Genomic DNA, 21,255 nt, shown 5'->3' with positions numbered 1-21,255 from the left:
GTGTATGATGATCGGTTTACGTCCTGCTTTTTCGACAATGTTATTTCTGCTGTTATTGACCGGCGGCGTGTATCCGCTTCTGACCACGGCGTTGGGGCAGTGGTGGTTTCCCTGGCAGGCTAATGGCTCGCTGATTCATAAAGACAATGTGATACGCGGCTCAGCGCTTATCGGACAATCGTTTACCGCCGCGGGTTATTTTCATGGCCGGCCCTCCGCCACCGCCGATACGCCTTATAATCCATTGGCGTCGGGCGGAAGCAACCTGGCCGCCAGCAATCCCGAACTGGATGCGCAAATACAGGCCCGCGTCGCCGCGCTACGCGCCGCTAACCCCCAGGCGAGTTCCGCGGTTCCGGTTGAGCTGGCGACGGCCTCGGCAAGCGGGCTGGATAATAATCTGACGCCCGGCGCCGCGGCATGGCAAATCCCCCGCGTGGCGGCGGCTCGCCAGCTTCCCGTTGAACAGGTCGCGCAACTGGTTGCAGAATATACGCACAGGCCGCTGGCGCGCTTTCTTGGGCAACCGGTGGTGAATATTGTTGAGCTTAATCTGGCGCTGGATGCGCTACAGGGACACAGAGCGAAATGAACGACGAACCCTTGCGTCCTGACCCGGATCGCTTGTTGGAACAAACGCCCCCGCCCCACCGGGGGAAGTTGAAAATTTTCTTCGGCGCCTGCGCAGGCGTCGGAAAAACCTGGGCGATGCTGGCTCAAGCGCAGCGGCTGCGAGCGCAGGGGCTGGATGTGGTGATCGGCGTGGTAGAGACACATGGCCGTAAAGAGACCGCCGCGCTACTTGACGGGCTGACCATTCTGCCGCCAAAACGTCACTCGCACCGGGGGCGGCAAATTCGCGAATTTGACCTGGATGCCGCCCTCGCCCGGCGTCCGGCGCTGATTTTAATGGATGAGCTGGCACACAGTAACGCGCCTGGCTCACGCCATCCTAAGCGCTGGCAGGATATTGAAGAGCTGCTGGAAGCGGGAATCGACGTTTTCACCACCGTGAACGTACAACATCTGGAAAGTCTGAACGATGTAGTGAGCGGCGTCACGGGGATTCAGGTGCGCGAAACCGTCCCCGATCCCTTTTTTGATGCCGCCGATGAAGTCGTACTGGTCGATCTGCCGCCCGACGATCTGCGCCAACGGCTCAACGAAGGTAAAGTGTATATCGCCGGTCAGGCGGAACGCGCTATTGAACATTTTTTCCGCAAGGGCAATCTGATCGCCCTCCGCGAGCTGGCGCTACGCCGGACAGCCGATCGCGTGGACGATCAGATGCGCGCCTGGCGCGCGCATCCGGGCGAAGAAAAAGTATGGCATACGCGTGATGCGATTTTACTGTGTATCGGGCATAACACCGGCAGCGAAAAACTGGTGCGTACCGCGGCGCGTCTGGCCTCCCGGCTCGGCAGCGTCTGGCACGCCGTCTATGTCGAAACACCAACGTTACACCGCTTACCGGAAAAGCAACGGCGGGCTATTTTAAGCGCGCTGCGCCTGGCGCAGGAGCTTGGCGCGGAAACCGCCACCCTGTCCGATCCCGCCGAAGAGAAAGCGGTCGTGCGCTATGCCCGCGAACATAATCTGGGGAAAATCGTCATGGGCCGCCCGGCGTCGCGACGCTGGTGGCGACGTGACGCTTTCGCCGACCGTCTTGCCAGGCGCGCGCCGGATCTCGATCAGGTGATCGTCGCGCTGGAAGAGCCGCCAGCCCGCGCGTTGGCGCAAACGCCTGATAACCGACCTTTTAAAGAGAAATGGCGTGGGCAGATTCAGGGCTGTCTGGTCGCCGTGGCGCTTTGCGCCATCACCACGCTTATCGCTATGCAGTGGCTTGTCACCTTCGACGCCGCCAATCTGGTGATGCTCTATTTGCTGGGTGTAGTGGTGATTGCGCTGCTTTACGGACGCTGGCCGTCGGTGGTGGCGACGGTGATTAACGTGGCGAGTTTCGATCTCTTTTTTATCGCGCCACGCGGTACGCTCGCCGTTTCGGACGTGCAATATTTGCTAACCTTTGCCGTGATGCTGACGGTAGGTCTGGTGATTGGCAATCTTACTGCCGGGGTGCGCTATCAGGCGCGCGTCGCCCGTTATCGGGAACAGCGTACCCGCCATTTATATGAAATGTCTAAAGCGCTGGCCGTCGGGCGTAGCGAACATGATATCGCCGCGACCAGCGAGCGGTTTATCGCCTCGACGTTTCAGGCGCGCAGCCAAATTTTATTACCTGATGCTAACGGTAAGTTGCTGCCTCTCACCCACCAGCAAGGCATGACGCCGTGGGACGACGCAATTGCGCGCTGGAGTTTTGATAAAGGCCAGCCTGCCGGCGCAGGCACCGATACCCTCCCTGGCGTGCCTTATCAAATCCTGCCGCTGAAAAGCGCCGATAAAACGTACGGTCTGGCTATCGTCGAACCGGGTAATTTGCGTCAGTTAATGGTGCCGGAGCAGCAACGCCTGCTGGAAACATTCACTCTGCTTGTCGCCAACGCGCTGGAACGACTGACGCTGACCGCCAGCGAGGAACAGGCGCGTCTCGCCAGCGAGCGCGAAAGTATTCGCAACGCTCTGTTGGCGGCGCTGTCGCATGATTTACGCACGCCGCTGACGGTATTGTTCGGCCAGGCGGAAATTTTGACGCTGGATCTAGCCAGCGCAGGATCGCCCCACGCGCGTCAGGCCAGTGAAATTCGCCAGCATATTCTCAACACCACCCGGCTGGTGAATAATTTGCTGGATATGGCGCGTATTCAGTCCGGCGGGTTTAATCTTAAAAAAGAGTGGCTGACGCTGGAAGAGGTCGTCGGGAGCGCGTTACAGATGTTAGAGCCGGGTTTATTGCATCCGATTACATTGTCGCTGCCGCAACAGTTAACGCTTATCCATGTCGATGGCCCCTTATTTGAGCGCGTCCTGATCAACTTGCTGGAAAACGCCGTTAAGTACGCCGGGCCGCAGGCCAGTATCGGCATTGATGCTGCGGTTAAGGACGATCGTTTACAACTGGATGTCTGGGATAACGGGCCGGGTATTCCTGCGGGGCAAGAACAGAAGATTTTCGATAAGTTCGCCCGCGGCAACAAAGAGTCCGCCGTCCCCGGCGTGGGGCTGGGGCTGGCGATTTGCCATGCTATCGTAGAGGTACACGGCGGCACGCTTACCGCCTATAATCGACCGCAGGGCGGCGCCTGTTTCCGTGTGACGCTGCCGCAAGGAAAGCCACCTGAACTTGATGATTTTCATGAGGATATGTGACAAACGTTCTGATTGTTGAAGATGAACAGGCCATCCGCCGCTTTCTGCGCGCCGCGCTGGAAGGCGACGGCCTGCGCGTGTATGAAGCTGAAACATTACAACGTGGTTTACTGGAAGCCGCCACGCGAAAGCCCGATCTGATTATTCTCGATCTCGGCCTGCCGGACGGCGATGGAATCGATTTTATTCGTGACCTGCGTCAGTGGAGCGCAATACCGGTGATTGTCCTTTCCGCCCGCAGCGAAGAAAGCGATAAGATTGCCGCGCTTGACGCCGGAGCTGATGATTACCTGAGCAAGCCATTCGGCATTGGCGAATTGCAGGCGCGTTTGCGTGTCGCGCTGCGACGGCACGCCGCCAGCCCTTGCGCCGATCCGATCGTCCGCTTTTCCGGCGTGACGGTCGATCTCGCCGCACGGTTGATCCACCGTGGCGACGAAGAAATCCATCTGACGCCGATTGAGTTCCGCCTGCTGGCGGTATTACTCAATAATACCGGCAAAGTATTAACCCAACGGCAGTTATTAAACCAGGTCTGGGGCCCTAACGCCGTGGAGCATAGCCACTATTTGCGCATCTATATGGGACATTTACGCCAGAAACTGGAACAAGATCCCACCCGTCCACGCCATTTTATTACCGAAACCGGAATTGGCTATCGCTTTATGCTGTGAATAGCTATTCATTATTTTTAAATAACTTCTAATTTTTATGTCATTTATTTTCGGCGTCGCGAATAATTATTTTCGCGACGATATTATATTTTATAGATGATATAAAAAACATATAATTAACATTTAAGAAACAATCCGTTATTTCACAGCACGATATGCATAATCGCCGACTAATTATTTTTCAAATGATTGTTTTTTGTTGATCTGGTTCACAGATCGCTGGCGCTCCCTGGATAAAATATCCATGCTTTCAATAAATCAATGAAAGGACCTCAAAATGGAAAATAATAATCGTTTTATGCCCCATATAAGGCGGACAACGCATATTATGATGTTTGCCCACCGTAATAGTTTCGATTTTCATTTCTTTAATGCCCGGTAGTTTTTCTGCTACGGGTACTTCAGCATACAGGTCTTTCCGACCCTTATGTCATTCAGGTCTATTGCCTAAATAACTCGAATTGTTAAAAGCGACAGTACGGTAATTCCTTTACGTCCACCCAGCTAACCATCTGGTTTGATAGAAGAAATTCCGACTCAGCGCAATTTTAGTTATCACGGTTTCTGCCTGTATATCGTAGTACTCAACTCCTTAAATCCTGAATTTCCTGCAACCGGACGGGTTGGGATTTATTACATCTAAAATAAAGCTAATTTACTGATTTTTTTATCAGCGGGATAGCTTTGATTTTTTCCGGAAGAATCAGTTTCTCATGCGAGAAATTGAGGGCCTGCTATTACCTGAAATAAAGAGATGAAAAAATGTCAGAATTAAAAATTGCCGTTAGCCGTCATTGCCCGGATTGTTTTTCTACACACCGTAATATTGTAAATGTTGATGAGAGTCGTTTCATCGACGTGGCTGCCATCGTGTTATCCATCGACGACATTGAACACGGAAAACTCGATGAAATCGACGCAACGGGTTACGGTATTCCCGTGTTTGTCGCGACTCATGACGAAGGGCGCGTACCGCCTGAGTATTTGCCGCGTATCTCTGGTGTATTCGAATATAATGAATCCCGTACTGCCTTCTATGGTCGCCAGTTGGAAACCGCAGCAAGCCACTACGAAACGCAGTTACGTCCGCCGTTTTTCCGCGCGCTGGTGGATTATGTCAACCAGGGCAACAGCGCATTTGACTGCCCGGGGCATCAGGGCGGCGAATTCTTCCGCCGTCATCCTGCCGGTAATCAGTTCGTGGAATACTTTGGCGAAACGCTCTTCCGCTCCGACCTATGCAACGCGGACGTGGCGATGGGCGATCTGCTGATTCACGAAGGCGCGCCTTGCATTGCGCAGCAACATGCGGCGAAAGTCTTTAACGCCGATAAGACCTACTTTGTGCTGAACGGGACCTCCTCCTCTAACAAAGTCGTACTCAACGCGCTGTTAACGCCGGGCGATCTGGTACTGTTTGACCGTAACAACCACAAATCTAACCACCACGGCGCATTATTGCAGGCGGGCGCAACGCCAGTTTATCTGGAAACCGCGCGTAACCCGTATGGTTTTATCGGCGGGATCGACGCTCACTGCTTCGAAGAAGATTACCTGCGCGAGCTGATTAGCGAAGTCGCGCCGCAGCGTGCCCGCGAAGCACGTCCATTCCGTCTGGCCGTCATCCAGTTAGGCACCTACGACGGTACCATTTATAACGCCCGTCAGGTCGTCGATAAAATTGGTCATCTGTGCGACTACATCCTGTTTGACTCCGCCTGGGTCGGCTATGAACAATTTATTCCGATGATGGCCGATTGTTCGCCGCTGCTGCTGGAACTGAACGAAAACGATCCGGGTATTCTGGTGACGCAGTCCGTTCATAAACAACAAGCCGGTTTCTCCCAGACCTCGCAGATCCATAAAAAAGATAGCCATATCAAAGGGCAATCGCGCTACGTTCCGCATAAGCGCATGAACAACGCCTTTATGATGCACGCCTCCACCAGCCCGTTCTATCCGCTGTTCGCCGCGCTGGACGTTAACGCCAAAATGCACGAAGGCGTCAGCGGTCGCAATATGTGGATGGATTGCGTGGTTAACGGCATCGATGCCCGTAAATTGATCCTCGAAAACTGTCATCACATCCGTCCGTTCGTACCGGAACTGATTGATGGTAAGCCGTGGCAGTCATACCCGACGTCAGAGATCGCCAGCGATCTGCGCTTCTTCCACTTCGTTCCGGGAGAACACTGGCATGCGTTTGAAGGCTATGCCGAACATCAGTACTTTGTCGACCCTTGCAAACTGCTGCTCACCACACCGGGCATTAATGCAGCGAGCGGCGAATATGAAGACTTTGGCGTTCCTGCCACGATCCTCGCCAACTTCCTGCGCGAGAACGGCGTTGTGCCGGAAAAATGCGACCTCAACTCCATTCTGTTCCTGCTGACGCCGGCAGAAGACATGGCGAAGTTACAACAGCTTGTCGCCCTGCTGGCTCGTTTCGAAAAACTGCTGGAAGCTGATGCGCCGTTAGCGGAAGTATTACCGTCCATCTACAAACAGCATGAAGCGCGTTATGCCGGCTATACCCTGCGTCAGCTTTGCCAGGAGATGCACGATCTCTATGCGCGGCACAACGTGAAACAACTGCAAAAAGAGATGTTCCGTAAATCGCATTTCCCGAAAGTCAGTATGAATCCGCAAGAGGCCAACTATGCCTATCTGCGCGGCGAGGTCGAACTGGTTCGCCTGCCGGAAGCGGAAGGTCGTATCGCGGCTGAAGGCGCTCTGCCTTACCCGCCGGGAGTGCTGTGTGTAGTTCCGGGTGAAATCTGGGGCGGTTCTGTCCTGCGTTACTTCAGCGCCCTGGAAGAAGGGATCAACCTGCTGCCGGGCTTTGCGCCTGAACTGCAGGGCGTTTATATCGAAGAACACGACGGCCGTAAGCAGGTCTGGTGCTACGTCATTAAACCTCGTGACGCGCAGCGCTCCCTGCTGAAGGAGGAAAAATTATGAGTAAACCTAAATCCAATAAAATGGGTGTCGTGCAGCTCACAATTCTGACTATGGTCAACATGATGGGCTCCGGGATCATCATGCTACCGACCAAACTGTCTGAAGTCGGCACGATATCCATTATCTCCTGGCTGGTCACCGCCGTCGGCTCGATGGCGCTGGCCTGGGCGTTTGCGAAATGCGGTATGTTTAGCCGTAAATCCGGCGGCATGGGCGGTTACGCCGAATATGCCTTCGGTAAATCCGGCAACTTTATGGCGAACTATACCTACGGCGTCTCGCTGCTGATCGCCAACGTGGCTATCGCCATTTCCGCTGTCGGCTATGGCACCGAGCTGTTCGGCGCCGCGCTGACGCCGCTCCAGATCGGCCTGGCGACTATCGCCGTATTGTGGGTTTGTACCATCGCAAACTTTGGCGGCGCGCGTATTACCGGACAGATCAGTAGCGTTACCGTCTGGGGCGTCATCATTCCGGTTGTCGGCCTGTGCATCATTGGCTGGTTCTGGTTTAGCCCCAGCATGTACGTAGCGTCATGGAACCCGCACCATGTTCCGTTCTTTAGCGCGGTCGGTTCTTCCATCGCCATGACGTTGTGGGCATTTCTTGGACTGGAATCCGCCTGCGCCAACGCAGACGTGGTCGAGAATCCAGAAAAGAACGTCCCCATTGCGGTACTGGGCGGTACGCTGGGCGCGGCGGTCATCTATATCGTTTCGACTAACGTGATTGCCGGGATTGTGCCGAACATGGATCTGGCGAACTCCACGGCGCCGTTTGGTCTGGCGTTTGCACAGATGTTCACGCCTGCGGTAGGTAAAGTGATCATGGCGCTGATGGTAATGTCCTGCTGCGGCTCGCTGCTGGGCTGGCAGTTCACTATCGCCCAGGTCTTTAAATCCTCCGCTGACGAAGGCTATTTCCCGAAAGTCTTCTCTCGTGTAACGAAAGTCGACGCGCCGGTTCAGGGGATGTTGATTATTGTGATTATTCAGACTGGCCTGTCGCTGATGACCATTAGCCCGTCGCTGAATAGTCAGTTTAACGTCCTGGTTAACCTGGCGGTGGTGACGAACATTATTCCGTATATTCTGTCGATGGCCGCGCTGGTTATCATTCAGAAAATGGCGAATGTGCCGTCATCAAAAGCGAAAGTCGCTAACTTCGTGGCCTTCGTTGGCGCCATGTATAGCTTCTACGCGCTATATTCCTCCGGTGAAGAAGCCATGCTGTACGGCTCAATTGTGACCTTCCTCGGCTGGACGTTATATGGCCTGGTCTCACCGCGTTTTGAATTGAAAAATAAACACGGCTGATGGCATGCCCGGGCTGCGGTAACGGTAGTCCGGGCATTTTCACTCTTTGAATAAGATAATAGAAATGAGTAATCCAGAACGGGAAGTCACTGATATAGCAGAAATACTGGCTATTCTCAGTAAACACGAAGTGTGTCGGATAGGGTTTAACGACAATCTCTGTCCGTATGTTGTCCCCGTAAATTTTGGCTACGAGTATCAGAACGGACGCTGGATATTTTATTTTCACGGCGCACGCACCGGGAAAAAGATGCGTCTGTTACGTAAGAACCCGGCAGTATGCATTGAAATGGACGGCGACCATGCATTACTACGTGCCGATGACCCCTGTGATTATAGCTACGCCTACACCAGCGTTTTCGCCACCGGGCTGGCATCGATATTGCAAACACGCGAGGAGATGCGCTACGGCCTGGACGTCATTATGCGCCAGACCGATCCGGGAAAAACCTTCAGTTATCGGGAAGATATGATGAAAGCGGTTTGCGTGGTGCGTATCGAATGCGACGCCCTCACCTGCCGCCGACATCTGGCGACTCAGAGCGAATAAGTCAGATATCACACGCGCCTTATCCGGCCTGGAGGCGATTTACAGGCCTGATAAGCGCAGCGCCGTTAATACAAAAAAGGAGCCTTACGGCTCCTTTTTCTTCCATATCGCCCATCAGGCGTTTTTCAATACTTCGCTAACGATTTCAACGGCTTCTTTCTCAATCTGCTTGCGATGTTCTTCCCCCAGGAAGCTTTCGCAATAGATCTTGTAAGCGTCTTCCGTACCGGATGGACGCGCGGCGAACCAGCCGTTGTCGGTCATTACCTTCAGGCCGCCAATCGATGCGCCATTACCCGGCGCTGCGGTAAGACGCGCGGTGATCGGGTCGCCTGCCAGCGTGCTGGCGCTGACCATTTCCGGAGACAGTTTAGACAATGCCGCTTTCTGGGCCGAGGTCGCTGCCGCCTGCAGACGGTTATAGCTCGGCGCGCCAAAACGCGCTGCCAGTTCATTGTAATGCTCTTGCGGGTTTTTCCCGGTAACGGCGGTGATTTCCGCCGCCAGCAGGCACATGATGATTCCGTCTTTATCGGTAGACCACGGCGTACCGTCGAAACGCAGGAACGAAGCGCCCGCGCTCTCTTCCCCGCCGAAACCAAAGCTGCCGTCGAACAAACCGTCAACAAACCATTTGAAGCCAACCGGCACTTCCACCAGCTTGCGTCCCAAATCATTCACCACGCGGTCAATCATCGCGGAAGAGACCAGCGTCTTACCGACGGCAACATCTTTGCCCCACAGCGGACGATGCTGGAACAGGTAGTTAATGGCGACCGCCAGATAATGGTTCGGGTTCATCAGCCCTGCAGGCGTCACGATGCCATGACGGTCGTAGTCCGGGTCGTTAGCGAAGGCCAGGTCAAACTTGTCACGCAGCGCCAGCAAACCCGCCATCGCGCATTCGGAGGAGCAATCCATGCGGATCGCGCCGTCTTTATCCAGATGCATAAAGCGGAATGTTTGATCAACCTGATCGTTGACTAACGTCAGGTTAAGCTTGTAATGCTCTGCGATACGTTTCCAGTATTCAATACCGGAGCCGCCCAGCGGATCAACGCCCAGCGTCAGACCGGCTTTCTGAATCGCCGCCATATCAACGATATCCGCCAGCCCTTCGACAAACGGCTGTACCAGATCTACCGCTTTAACGTGGCCCGAGGCCATTGCCGCATCCAGAGAGATGCGCTTAACGCCTTGCAGGCCATCCGCCAGCAGCGCATTGGCGCGATCTTCTACCACTTTAGTAACGTTGGTATCCGCCGGGCCGCCATTGGGCGGATTATATTTAATACCGCCATCTTCCGGCGGGTTGTGCGACGGCGTAATGACAATACCATCTGCCAGCGGGCCGCCTTTTTTGTTATGGACCAGGATAGCATTTGACACGGCAGGCGTTGGCGTAAAGCCATTATTTTCCTGCACGATAACGTCCACGCCGTTTGCCGCCAGCACTTCCAGCACGGAAATGAAGGCCGGTTCCGAGAGCGCATGGGTGTCTTTCCCCACATAGCAGGGGCCGGTAATGCCATTTTTCGCCCGCTCTTCAGCAATCGCCTGGGCGATCGCCAGAATATGCGGTTCGTTGAAACTGTGACGACCTGCGCTGCCGCGATGGCCGGAAGTGCCAAATTTCACGGCATGTTCTGCATTCCCTGCCTCCGGTTTCAGTACATAATACTGCGCCGTCAGTTGGGCGACGTTAATCAAATCACTCTGTTGCGCGGGTTGTCCTGCGCGGTTGTGGATTGCCATTGCCTGGTCCTTCTAATGCAAGGATTAAATTGTTCCGCAAACCTTTTCAATCAATTCCGCCGGGAATTGCATTGACTGCATGATGTGTTCGATCATGCTGCATTTACGGCCGGTGTTGGTGTTGGTGATCACCCAGTACGGCGTGCCGGGAACGTGCTTAGGTTTAGTTTGATTCCCATTTTTCAGCAGCGTTTGTTCATCCGCCGCAAAATAGACGCGCGTGCGGCCATGCAACGACTCCGTCGCCTCCGCAAACGCGTGGTGATCCAGTGAATAGAGTGTAGTCAGAATCAGCATAAAGCGGTTGACCGCTTTTTTCTGCTCGGCATATTCGTCAGACAACAACAGCTCACGCATCGCGCGAACTTTGTCTTTTACCGGGTTAACCGGTTTCGCTTCGGCAACGGGTTGCGCCGCAGGCGCCCCCTTCACCGCTGAAGCCGTTGGCTGTGTCGTGGCGGAAAACTTCAACATACGCCGTAAAATGTCGGATGCGCTCTCGCCGATATGCTTGGTGTGGCTGGCAATATAGCTATAGAGTTCATCATCAACTTCAATCGTTTTCATCTTAATCCAGTGCGATGTCTTTGCTGAATACAAGTCATTGGGATTATAGGAACAAATCCCAACAGCGGATAGCGTTAAGCCCGGCTGACAAAAAAACTCGGAGTAAACCTTAGAGGTTGCAGCCCAGTGGCAGAATGGTCAACATAATACCCTAACCCGACAGAGCGAAAAAAAGAACTTTGCCATGAAATTAAACATCCGAGCGCAATCTGCACAAAACCTGCACAATAATTCCCCCATCGTTCTCGTTCATGGCCTGTTTGGCAGCCTGGACAACCTCGGCGTACTGGCGCGCGATCTGGTGACCGATCACGACATTATTCAGGTCGATATGCGCAATCATGGTTTATCGCCGCGCGATCCGGTCATGGATTATCCGGCAATGGCCCAGGATCTTCTGGATACGCTTGACGCGCAGCAGATTGAAAAAGCGACGTTTATTGGTCATTCCATGGGCGGAAAAGCGGTAATGGCGCTGACGGCGCTGGCGCCCGATCGCATCGATCGTCTGGTCGCGATTGATATCGCCCCCGTGGATTATCACGTTCGCCGCCACGATCGCATTTTCGCGGCCATTAATGCCGTCAGCGAATCCGACGCGACATCCCGCCAACAGGCGGCAGGGATTATGCGCCAACACCTCAACGAAGAAGGCGTGATCCAGTTTCTGTTAAAATCCTGGGCTGAAGGCGAATGGCGTTTTAATGTTCCGGTATTATGGGAGCAGTATCCGCATATCGTCGGCTGGGAAACCATTCCGCCCTGGGAACATCCGGCGCTGTTTATTGCAGGCGGTAACTCGCCGTACGTGACCGAAGCGTACCGCGACGCGCTGCTGGCGCAATTCCCTCTGGCGCGCGCGCATGTGATCGCCGGCGCGGGCCACTGGGTACATGCTGAAAAACCAGAGGCGGTTCTGCGCGCCATCCGCCGTTATCTGCACGATAAACGCTAACTGATTAAAAACTCATCGCCTGTGCGCGATTACGCGCGCGGGCGTTGGCGTCGCTTCCTCGCTGATGTATGATGGCGCGCTATCCATCCGGGCATAAGCCTGGCTGATTGTTTCCCCCGAAGTCACCAAAATCATGGCCAAAGAACAAACGGACCGTACGACATTAGATCTGTTCGCGCACGAGCGTCGCCCGGGACGACCTAAAACGAATCCGCTTTCGCGCGATGAACAGTTACGCATCAACAAGCGCAACCAGTTAAAACGCGACAAAGTTCGTGGCCTCAAGCGTGTCGAATTAAAACTCAACGCACAAGCGGTTGACGCGCTGAATGAGCTGGCCGAAGCGCGCAACATTAGCCGCAGCGAGCTCATTGAAGAAATATTAATGAAGCAGCTTATGGCGCTGCGCGGCCAGGGTTTAGTCTGAAAATAAGTTTTGTTTCATATTTCGTGTAGCAGAGCGTGCAGTCCCGCGTGATTGCTGTTTCCGCATATCTGCCTGTTCTGCTATGATTGCCCTTATCCGTGGGCAATTCGCCACCACCATTTCAATAAGTTTCAAGAGGTTATTTTACTCATGGCAATCACTGGCATCTTTTTCGGCAGCGACACCGGTAATACCGAAAATATCGCAAAAATGATTCAAAAACAGCTTGGTAAAGACGTTGCCGATGTGCATGACATTGCAAAAAGCAGTAAAGAAGACCTGGAAGGGTATGACATTCTGCTGCTGGGCATCCCAACCTGGTACTATGGCGAAGCGCAATGTGACTGGGATGACTTCTTCCCGACTCTCGAAGAGATTGACTTTAACGGTAAGCTGGTGGCGCTATTTGGCTGTGGCGATCAGGAAGACTACGCGGAATACTTCTGTGATGCGCTGGGCACGATTCGCGACATTATTGAGCCGCGCGGCGCCACGATTGTGGGTCACTGGCCAACTGCAGGCTATCATTTTGAAGCCTCTAAAGGTCTGGCTGACGACGATCATTTTGTCGGTCTGGCGATTGACGAAGACCGTCAGCCTGAACTGACCGCCGAGCGTGTTGAAAAATGGGTTAAGCAAGTTTCGGCTGAATTGCACCTCGACGACATCCTCAACGCCTAATCTTATGCGGCGCAGCGTTATATCTGCGCCGCATCAATAGACAAGACCAATCAAAATAATTGCTACAAATTTGTAACTTTCGCACCCATCCCTGTACAATGTCCGGGTGTAATCAGGTGGCGCCAGAATTTGCAGGCAAAACCACAGTTTTATTAACATCTGCGAGAGACTTGCGGTTTTCATTTCGGCATGGCAGTCCTATAATGATACGCATTATCTTGAGTGCAATTTCTGTCACTTCTCTAATGAAGTGAATCGTTTAGCAACAGGACAGATTCCGCATGACTGACAACAATACCGCATTAAAGAAGGCTGGCCTGAAAGTAACGCTTCCTCGTTTAAAAATTCTGGAAGTTCTTCAGGAACCAGATAACCATCACGTCAGTGCGGAAGATTTATACAAACGCCTGATCGACATGGGTGAAGAAATCGGTCTGGCAACCGTATACCGTGTGCTGAACCAGTTTGACGATGCCGGTATCGTGACCCGCCATAATTTTGAAGGCGGTAAATCCGTTTTTGAACTGACGCAACAGCATCATCACGACCATCTTATCTGCCTTGACTGCGGAAAAGTGATTGAATTTAGTGATGACTCTATTGAAGCGCGCCAGCGTGAAATTGCGGCGAAACACGGTATTCGTTTAACTAATCACAGCCTCTATCTTTACGGCCACTGCGCTGAAGGAGACTGCCGCGAAGACGAGCACGCGCACGATGACGCGACTAAATAAGTGTAAATCTTTCGAAGAGCCAACCGCCCGGTTGGCTTTTTTATATCCTCCTCTTTCCTGCCGCTTGATGTTGATTTAATGTAAAAAACGCTATCGCATCTCAGGAGAGCAGGAATGGAGCTTCGCCAGTTACGCTATTTCGTGCGTATTATTGAAACCGGCAGTATGGGCAGCGCCGCGCAGGATCTTGATATTGGCGTTTCAGCATTAAGTCAACAGATGTCCCGTCTGGAAAACGAGCTTGCCATCCGTCTGCTGCAGCGCACTTCGCGCGGCGTAACGCCAACCAACGCCGGGCTGGCCTTTTATTCGCAGGCGCAACTCGCCCTGCGTCATGCCGACGACGCGATTCTCGCCGCCAGAGAAGCGCGCCTTTCCGGCCATGTGAGCGTAGGAATGGCCCCCAGTACCGCCTCCATACTGGGTATACCGTTTATCCATGCCATGCAGGAAAACTATGCCGATGTCCGACTGCATGTGGTGGAAAGCTTGTCCGGTAATCTGGAAAGAATGATCAATACCCGCCAGATTGATTTAGCCGTTGTTTTTCAAAAAGATAAAATCCTGCGCTGGAGCGCCAGACCGATCCTTGAAGAACAGCTTTTTCTGATTGGCTCCCATGCCCTGCTGGCGGCGCTTCCTGATAACCCGATCACACCTGAACAACTGGCAGGCATTCCGCTCATTATGCCAAGCCAGGGACACGGGCTGCGCGGCAGGCTGGACGCTGTCTGCCAGGAACATGCGCTTAACGTTGAAATCGTCGCGGAAATTGACGGCCTGGCGTTGTTGATGCGCGCCGTGCGCGACGGTCTTGGCGCCACGTTGCAGCCCGGCGCGGCGATTTCTCATCTGGATAACGACGCGCTACGCGTGATCGGCGTCCATAATCCGGTACTCAGCCGCCCCAATTTTTTAGTCAGCCTGTCGGATGATGAACTGACGCCCGCCGGCCTTGCCGCCAGAGTAGTCCTTACCAAAGTTATGCGTCAGTTAGTCGACGCTGGTGAATGGCCAGGCGCAACCCTTTACGCTTACTAAACCCCTGTTTAGCGCTACCTGATAGCGCGCCGCTTATTTATCCGTATACATTTCAATTACAAATTTAACAAATTGTTAAATGGTACGGGAGTATAAGATGGTTGATGTACTGGTGATAGGCGGAGGCAATGCCGCATTATGCGCCGCCCTGACCGCACGGGAAGCGGGCGCATCGGTTCTGCTGCTGGAGGCTGCCCCGCGAGAATGGCGCGGCGGAAATTCTCAGCACACACGAAACCTGCGCTGTATGCATGATGCGCCGCAGGATGTGCTGGTAGAAAGCTATCCTGAAGAGGAATTCTGGCAGGATCTGTGGCGAGTCACCGACGGCAACACCAACGAGGCGCTGGCGCGGCTGGTCATTCGCACCTCTTCACAATGCCGCGACTGGATGCGCAAACATGGCGTTAACTTTCAACCGCCACTATCTGGTGCGCTCCACGTTGCGCGCACCAATGCGTTTTTTATGGGCGGAGGGAAAGCGCTCGTCAATGCCTATTACCGTAGCGCCGAACGGCTGGGCGTACAGATTCGCTATAACACGCCGGTTCACGCGCTTGAACTTCATGACGGCGAATTCGTAGCAGCGCTGGCAGGTAGCGAACGTATTACCGCCAAAGCCTGCGTATTAGCGGCTGGCGGTTTCGAATCAAACCGTGAATGGCTGCGGGAAGCCTGGGGAGAAAACGCCCGCGGCGAATGGCCCGCGGATAATTTCCTGATTCGCGGCACGCGTTTTAACCAGGGCGTATTACTCAAATTTATGATGGATGCCGGCGCGGATATCATTGGCGATCCGTCCCAGTCGCACTGCGTAGCGATTGATGCCAGGGCGCCGCTGTACGACGGCGGTATTTGTACTCGCGTGGATTGCGTATCGCTGGGTATTGTCGTGAATCGCGACGCCGAACGTTTTTATGATGAAGGCGAAGATTTCTGGCCGAAGCGTTACGCCATTTGGGGGCGGCTGGTTGCTCAACAGCCAGGACAAATTGGCTATTCGATTATTGACAGCAAAGCCATCGGCCACTTTATGCCGCCGGTTTTTCCTGGCGCGCAGGCCAATACGCTGGCTGAGCTGGCCTGCCAGTTGGGGCTGGACGCGGAAAAATTTACCCATACCGTCACGCAGTATAACCAGGCCTGCCAACCCGGTCATTTTGATCATACCTTGCTTGATGACTGCGCTACTAAAAACCTGACGCCGGCGAAAACCCACTGGGCGCGCCCGCTTGATGCGCCGCCCTACTACGGTTATGCGCTGCGACCCGGCATCACGTTTACCTACCTGGGTCTGAAAGTCAATGAACGTGCCGCGGTGCATTTTGCCGGTCATCCAAGCCGCAACCTGTTTGTTGCCGGCGAGATGATGGCAGGAAATGTTCTGGGCAAGGGGTATACCGCAGGCGTAGGCATGTCTATCGGCACAACCTTTGGCCGCATTGCGGGAATAGAAGCCGCCCGCGCGGCGCACAAGGAGGCGCAGCATGAAACAGCTTGAAAAATTAATCATTGAGGCCACCGTGCTTACCGAACCGGAAGCCGAGGTCGAACGCGTCATGCAAGTGTGTAACGCGTGTCGCTACTGCGAAGGTTTTTGCGCGGTATTTCCGGCGATGACCCAGCGGCTCGAATTCGGTAAAGCCGATATTCATTATCTGGCGAATTTATGTCATAACTGCGGTGCCTGCCTGCACGCGTGCCAGTACGCGCCACCCCATGAATTTGCCATTAACGTGCCGAAAGCGATGGCGCAAGCCCGCCTGGAGACGTATCAACAGTATGCCCAGCCCGCCGCTTTTGGCGCGTTATACCGCCGGGCGGGGATCACCGTCGCGCTGGCGCTGATAGTCGGTCTGACGCTCTTTTTATTACTGGCGATGGCGCTGAAAGGGTCGCTGATTCATCCGCCGCTGGCCGGTGACTTCTATCAAATTTTTCCGCATAGCCTGCTGGCATGGATGTTTGGCTCAGTTTTTGTGCTGGCAATCGGTTTGCTTATGGCGGGCGTAATCCGCTTCTGGCGTGAGATCTCGCCGGGTGTACCGCGTTCGGCGGAGATTGCGGAAGCGTCGCACAATGCGTTAACGCTGAAATATCTCGACGGCGGTCACGGCAAAGGCTGTAACGAAGCGGACGATGCGTTCACGCTGCTGCGCCGTCGCTTTCATCACTTTACCTTCTACGGTTTTATGCTCTGTTTTGCCGCCACGGTCGTGGCGACGGGCTATCACTACGTCGCCGGTTGGGAAGCGCCCTACCCGTTCTTTAGCCTGCCGGTCATGCTCGGCACGCTGGGCGGTATCGGCCTGCTTATCGGCCCGGCCGGGCTACTGTGGCTCAATCTGCGGCGGTCGCCGTTACATGGCGATGTGCGCCAGAAACCCATGGATCGCGGCTTTATTCTGCTGCTGTTCTTAACCAGTCTTACCGGGCTGGCGCTGCTGGCAGGCAGAGACACCAGCGGAATGGGCATACTGCTGGCGCTCCATTTAGGCGTGGTGATGGCGCTCTTTCTCACCCTTCCCTACGGAAAATTCGCCCACGGATTTTTCCGCTGCGCGGCCTTACTCAAATGGGCAGTTGAGAAGCGACGCGGAAAACATGCGGGGGATACAGGCAACTGACCCGCAACATCTTACCCATAAAACAATAAAGACAGTGGAGAGCAAACCCTATGGCACAACACACACCTGCAACATCGCGCGCCGGCACGTTCGGCGCAATACTGCGCGTGACAAGCGGCAATTTTCTTGAACAGTTTGATTTTTTCTTGTTCGGATTTTACGCCACCTATATCGCCAGAACGTTTTTTCCGGCGGAAAGCGAATTTGCCTCATTAATGTTGACCTTTGCCGTCTTTGGCTCCGGTTTTTTAATGCGCCCCGTCGGCGCGATTGTGCTTGGCGCCTATATTGACAGAATCGGACGCCGTAAAGGGCTGATGGTGACGCTGGCGATTATGGGCTGCGGTACGTTGCTCATCGCCCTCGTCCCCGGCTACCAGACGATCGGCCTGGCAGCGCCTGCGTTGGTGCTGTTGGGCCGGTTATTACAAGGATTTTCTGCGGGCGTTGAGTTAGGCGGCGTCTCGGTCTATCTGTCCGAAATCGCAACGCCAGGCAATAAAGGGTTTTATACCAGCTGGCAATCCGCCAGTCAGCAGGTCGCGATCGTTGTCGCCGCGTTGATTGGTTATAGCCTGAATATCACGCTGGGACACGACGCGATATCGGAGTGGGGCTGGCGAATTCCGTTCTTTATCGGCTGTATGATCATTCCGCTGATTTTTGTTTTACGTCGTTCATTACAAGAAACAGAAGCGTTTTTACAACGCAAGCATCGCCCCGACACCAGGGAAATTTTTGCAACTATCGCCAAAAACTGGCGCATTATTACAGCCGGAACGCTGCTGGTGGCGATGACCACCACAACATTTTATTTTATCACCGTTTATACGCCGACCTATGGCAGAACCGTGCTTAATCTCAGCGCGCGGGACAGTTTGATCGTCACCATGTTAGTGGGGGTGTCCAATTTTATCTGGTTACCCATTGGCGGCGCGATTTCCGACCGGATTGGCCGTCGCGCCGTGTTAATGGGCATTACGTTGCTGGCGCTGATCACCACCTGGCCCGTCATGCAGTGGCTGACCGCCGCGCCCGACTTTACCCGCATGACGCTGGTACTGCTGTGGTTCTCTTTCTTTTTTGGCATGTATAACGGCGCAATGGTCGCGGCGTTAACCGAAGTGATGCCAGTCTATGTGCGTACCGTTGGTTTCTCGCTGGCCTTTAGCCTGGCGACGGCAATTTTTGGCGGCCTGACGCCGGCCATCTCTACCGCGCTGGTAAAGTTAACCGGCGATAAAAGCTCGCCCGGCTGGTGGCTGATGTGCGCAGCGTTATGTGGACTTGCCGCGACGGCGATGCTGTTTGTACGTCTGAGTCGCGGCTATATCGCAGCAGAAAATAAAGCCTGAAAAAACCACGGGCGGAAAACATTCGCCCGTGGGTGGCAAGGCAGGGTTTTATTGCACGTTATTATGACTGCGAATTTCCTGCCAGACCTTATCGCAGTCAGCCTTGACCGCCTGATCGTTACCCGTGCGCGTCGCCTGAATGCACTGCTGATAGTCCAGTACCCGCACGCTTTCTTCGTTAGCAAATTGCTGATGTTTGCGCTCTTTTTTAAGGACATTCAGTACGCTTTGGCAGGCCTCTATCTTCTCAGGCGAGCCCTGTGCGGTATTGATACAGGCGCTGTACGCCTCTTTCAGCCGGCTATCTTCTTCCGGCGCGGGTGATGACGCGCAGGCCGTCAAACCGGCGGTCATGCTGGCGATGAGTAAAATTTTTTTCATAGGTCGTTCCTCAACAGCGCGGCAGACCGGCAGCCTGCCGCATCTGACATCAGAAAATAGTGAATGGCGCAATAACGATAAATTTCACGTCACGTTCATCCTGGAAGATGTTGCCGTAACCACCGCCCCAGCTTGGAATATTGGAGTGGTTGTCATATTCGGTGAAGTGCAGTTTGAACATGGTGCCTTTGGCACGCCCCTCCTGCAGGGTATAGACCGCATCCAGACTGTATGAGGACTCTTCGATAGTGCGGTTTTTGTCGTAGTAAACATCCGGGTTACTTTGCCAGGTTGCCGGTTTAGCATCCCAGGCGTAAACGTAAGACGCGCCCACAGCCCAGCCCGGCAGATTCCAGTTTTTCAGGTCATACATCGCGCCGAAGAAAACCGCCTTTTCACCGTTAGCGTTAAAGTCGGAGCGGTTATCCCACCAAATATCCAGACGACCGTTTGAAGAGGCGTAGGTTGGCGTCATACGTTGCAGAAAATAGCCCTGCTGACCGTCCGCTTTCACCCAGGTGCCTTCCAGACGCAGGTCAACCACTTCCGCGACTTTGTAGCCGAAGGTCAACGCCTGCAGCCAGGCCGTACCGTCGTAAATATCATTCACGCTGCGATCGTCTACTTTGTCGCGCGCGCCGTAGAACTGGTAACTGGTGGTGAACGGATTGCCGCCTAAATCAAATTTATAGCTGGCCTTTGCGAAATATTGATCGACATAGCCTTCGGACTGACCAAACGCCGCTTCCAGCACCAGATCATTTTTGAAGTCGTACTTCGCGCCGATGGAGTGGAGGTAGTCCACATTGGTTTTTTTATCCGCCTGATAAAACTTATCCATTTCGGTATGCCACGGCGCTTTATATTCGTTAGTCCACATGTAGGAAAAACTTAACGCGCCCGCATCGCCATAGTCAAAACTGGCGCCGGCTTCCGCACCCTGATAAGTACCCGGCATAAAACTCCAGTGCGGCGCTAACAGCGTCTGACCGGTAGGCTGAATATAACCGGCGCGCGCCCAGACCGGGCCATATTTAAATTTCGCTGCGGCTTTATAAAGACTGATACCGCTCTTATCGCCGGAATAGTCTTCGTCGTAGCCTTTATTCTTTTTCGAGAAGGCAATTTCGTTTGGATGACCGCTGTCGCCGTTTTCTGCCATTTCAATCGCGGTAAACGCCGCGATATCCAGACCGAACATATCCGCAGCGTAACCAGACTGAAAATCCAGGTTAGCGTTCCAGGTCGCATGAGAAAGGTTAGTTTTATATTTGTCGCCGTCGGTCACATCTTTGCGATCGCGTTCACGCTGCCAATAATAGATGCCGCCCGTTAACGTGGAGTCGTCGAAAAAGCCGGAGGCTTGCGCCTGCGGAACAACGATCCACCCCGACATTGCTGTGATACCGGCGATAGCCAGAGCCAGCGTACTACGTTTGCCACTAAACGTACGCATAAGTTAATCCTCTTTGACGTATAAATTGCTGCCGACAAAAGCGAACAGCGAAAAAATAAAAATAAAAAGTAGCGCTGAGAAACCTCATTTACTACGTTAAATAGACTATTTTTCGCGATGCGAATTATCAATCTCTTTCTGTAACCAGTATGTAATAATATGAGCAACCGCACATATTTAATTGCTTTCTGTTACATTCGACTGCTGGTGGGGGAAGCAGACCGCCAGAAAGAAAATTGACTTGTTTTCCATAGGCATGAAAATAATTGTCTCCTGTTGACCTGACGCTTATAACATTTAGATTAATAATCATTTATCAGATCAATAATTTTCAGAGAATAATTAATTCGCCTCGCAAAAAAGAGAATCGACTTAGAGGCTATCCCACCAGGCGTTATTGGCGCAGCCAGTTTGGACACGGACAGCGCGCAAAAACCGAAGCGTACACGTAGTACGTGAGGTTTGACTCGCTACGCTCGCCCTTCGGGCCGCCGCAAGCGGC

The 21,255-nt window shown here is 53.7% G+C and carries 19 protein-coding genes and 1 pseudogene; 16 read left to right on the top strand and 4 right to left on the bottom strand.

From position 1 onward, the window contains the following. The first annotated feature begins 7 nt into the window (after window positions 1-7). The 7 genes from kdpC (at window position 8) to ACLD4F_RS20820 (ending at window position 8,774) form a co-directional block, all read left to right on the top strand. Window positions 8-592 (top strand): potassium-transporting ATPase subunit KdpC, encoded by a 585-nt coding sequence (gene kdpC / locus ACLD4F_RS20850; protein WP_000579804.1) that lies wholly within the window; start codon window positions 8-10, stop codon window positions 590-592. Beyond that, window positions 589-3,273, top strand: a complete 2,685-nt coding sequence (gene kdpD / locus ACLD4F_RS20845; RefSeq protein WP_000997487.1) for a two-component system sensor histidine kinase KdpD — start codon at window positions 589-591, stop codon at window positions 3,271-3,273. Before kdpC ends, kdpD begins: the two co-directional genes overlap by 4 nt. Beyond that, entirely contained in the window at window positions 3,270-3,947 is a 678-nt protein-coding gene (gene kdpE / locus ACLD4F_RS20840) for a two-component system response regulator KdpE (RefSeq protein ID WP_076726267.1), read from the top strand. Before kdpD ends, kdpE begins: the two co-directional genes overlap by 4 nt. A gap of 277 nt (window positions 3,948-4,224) precedes the next feature. Then, window positions 4,225-4,329 (top strand): leader peptide SpeFL, encoded by a 105-nt coding sequence (speFL, locus tag ACLD4F_RS20835; protein ID WP_015632840.1) that lies wholly within the window; start codon window positions 4,225-4,227, stop codon window positions 4,327-4,329. A gap of 380 nt (window positions 4,330-4,709) precedes the next feature. After that, on the top strand, window positions 4,710-6,908 hold the full coding sequence (gene speF / locus ACLD4F_RS20830) for an ornithine decarboxylase SpeF (protein WP_001292402.1): 2,199 nt from the start codon (window positions 4,710-4,712) through the stop codon (window positions 6,906-6,908). Further along, window positions 6,905-8,224 carry a putrescine-ornithine antiporter gene (gene potE / locus ACLD4F_RS20825; RefSeq protein ID WP_000042658.1) on the top strand — a complete coding sequence of 440 codons (1,320 nt, stop codon included), beginning with the start codon at window positions 6,905-6,907 and terminating at the stop codon, window positions 8,222-8,224. Before speF ends, potE begins: the two co-directional genes overlap by 4 nt. A gap of 64 nt (window positions 8,225-8,288) precedes the next feature. After that, window positions 8,289-8,774 (top strand): pyridoxamine 5'-phosphate oxidase family protein, encoded by a 486-nt coding sequence (locus ACLD4F_RS20820; protein ID WP_000070056.1) that lies wholly within the window; start codon window positions 8,289-8,291, stop codon window positions 8,772-8,774. A 114-nt stretch (window positions 8,775-8,888) separates the two neighbouring features. On the opposite strand, the gene pgm is transcribed toward ACLD4F_RS20820, so the two are convergent. Together pgm and seqA are read right to left on the bottom strand one after the other, a co-directional pair. Then, on the bottom strand, window positions 8,889-10,529 hold the full coding sequence (pgm, locus tag ACLD4F_RS20815; protein WP_000974372.1) for a phosphoglucomutase (alpha-D-glucose-1,6-bisphosphate-dependent): 1,641 nt from the start codon (window positions 10,527-10,529) through the stop codon (window positions 8,889-8,891). 24 nt (window positions 10,530-10,553) lie between these two features. Next, window positions 10,554-11,096, bottom strand: a complete 543-nt coding sequence (seqA, locus tag ACLD4F_RS20810; protein ID WP_064044423.1) for a replication initiation negative regulator SeqA — start codon at window positions 11,094-11,096, stop codon at window positions 10,554-10,556. Window positions 11,097-11,280: 184 nt separating this feature from the next. Here seqA and ybfF point away from each other — a divergent pair, with 184 nt between their 5' ends. The 9 genes and pseudogenes from ybfF (at window position 11,281) to tcuC (ending at window position 18,916) form a co-directional block, all read left to right on the top strand. After that, window positions 11,281-12,051, top strand: coding sequence for an esterase (gene ybfF / locus ACLD4F_RS20805; RefSeq protein ID WP_197390526.1), 771 nt, complete (start codon window positions 11,281-11,283; stop codon window positions 12,049-12,051). 133 nt (window positions 12,052-12,184) lie between these two features. Continuing rightward, entirely contained in the window at window positions 12,185-12,478 is a 294-nt protein-coding gene (ybfE, locus tag ACLD4F_RS20800) for a LexA regulated protein (protein ID WP_001040939.1), read from the top strand. A 150-nt stretch (window positions 12,479-12,628) separates the two neighbouring features. Continuing rightward, window positions 12,629-13,159, top strand: a complete 531-nt coding sequence (gene fldA / locus ACLD4F_RS20795; protein WP_001018621.1) for a flavodoxin FldA — start codon at window positions 12,629-12,631, stop codon at window positions 13,157-13,159. A 203-nt stretch (window positions 13,160-13,362) separates the two neighbouring features. Next, window positions 13,363-13,448: pseudogene (locus ACLD4F_RS20790) on the top strand (ryhB-regulated fur leader peptide). Next, the gene (fur, locus tag ACLD4F_RS20785; RefSeq protein ID WP_000131699.1) at window positions 13,441-13,893 is read left to right on the top strand and encodes a ferric iron uptake transcriptional regulator; all 453 of its coding nucleotides are present in this window, start codon (window positions 13,441-13,443) and stop codon (window positions 13,891-13,893) included. The pseudogene ACLD4F_RS20790 and the gene fur overlap by 8 nt, the downstream one beginning before the upstream one ends. Window positions 13,894-14,007: 114 nt before the next feature. Beyond that, window positions 14,008-14,934, top strand: a complete 927-nt coding sequence (gene tcuR / locus ACLD4F_RS20780) for a tricarballylate utilization LysR family transcriptional regulator TcuR (protein ID WP_000423371.1) — start codon at window positions 14,008-14,010, stop codon at window positions 14,932-14,934. A gap of 97 nt (window positions 14,935-15,031) precedes the next feature. After that, the gene (tcuA, locus tag ACLD4F_RS20775; RefSeq protein ID WP_000228705.1) at window positions 15,032-16,435 is read left to right on the top strand and encodes an FAD-dependent tricarballylate dehydrogenase TcuA; all 1,404 of its coding nucleotides are present in this window, start codon (window positions 15,032-15,034) and stop codon (window positions 16,433-16,435) included. After that, window positions 16,422-17,561 (top strand): tricarballylate utilization protein TcuB, encoded by a 1,140-nt coding sequence (gene tcuB, locus ACLD4F_RS20770; protein WP_020839477.1) that lies wholly within the window; start codon window positions 16,422-16,424, stop codon window positions 17,559-17,561. The genes tcuA and tcuB overlap by 14 nt, the downstream gene beginning before the upstream one ends. A gap of 50 nt (window positions 17,562-17,611) precedes the next feature. Then, window positions 17,612-18,916, top strand: a complete 1,305-nt coding sequence (gene tcuC / locus ACLD4F_RS20765) for a tricarballylate/proton symporter TcuC (protein ID WP_000057014.1) — start codon at window positions 17,612-17,614, stop codon at window positions 18,914-18,916. A 48-nt stretch (window positions 18,917-18,964) separates the two neighbouring features. Here the strand turns inward: tcuC and chiQ are convergent, their stop codons facing one another. Together chiQ and chiP are read right to left on the bottom strand one after the other, a co-directional pair. After that, window positions 18,965-19,297: a ChiQ/YbfN family lipoprotein gene (gene chiQ, locus ACLD4F_RS20760; RefSeq protein WP_000722260.1), complete on the bottom strand. Its 333-nt coding sequence runs from the start codon at window positions 19,295-19,297 to the stop codon at window positions 18,965-18,967. A gap of 49 nt (window positions 19,298-19,346) precedes the next feature. Beyond that, entirely contained in the window at window positions 19,347-20,753 is a 1,407-nt protein-coding gene (chiP, locus tag ACLD4F_RS20755; protein ID WP_411011012.1) for a chitoporin ChiP, read from the bottom strand. Window positions 20,754-21,255: the final 502 nt, after the last annotated feature.

It is taken from the genome of Salmonella sp. 741265050_HSA (assembly GCF_046569445.1).
GTDB classification, from domain to species: domain Bacteria; phylum Pseudomonadota; class Gammaproteobacteria; order Enterobacterales; family Enterobacteriaceae; genus Salmonella; species Salmonella enterica.
The sequence above is the reverse complement of the archived record's forward strand: the minus strand, read 5'-3'. Positions and strand labels throughout refer to the sequence as shown.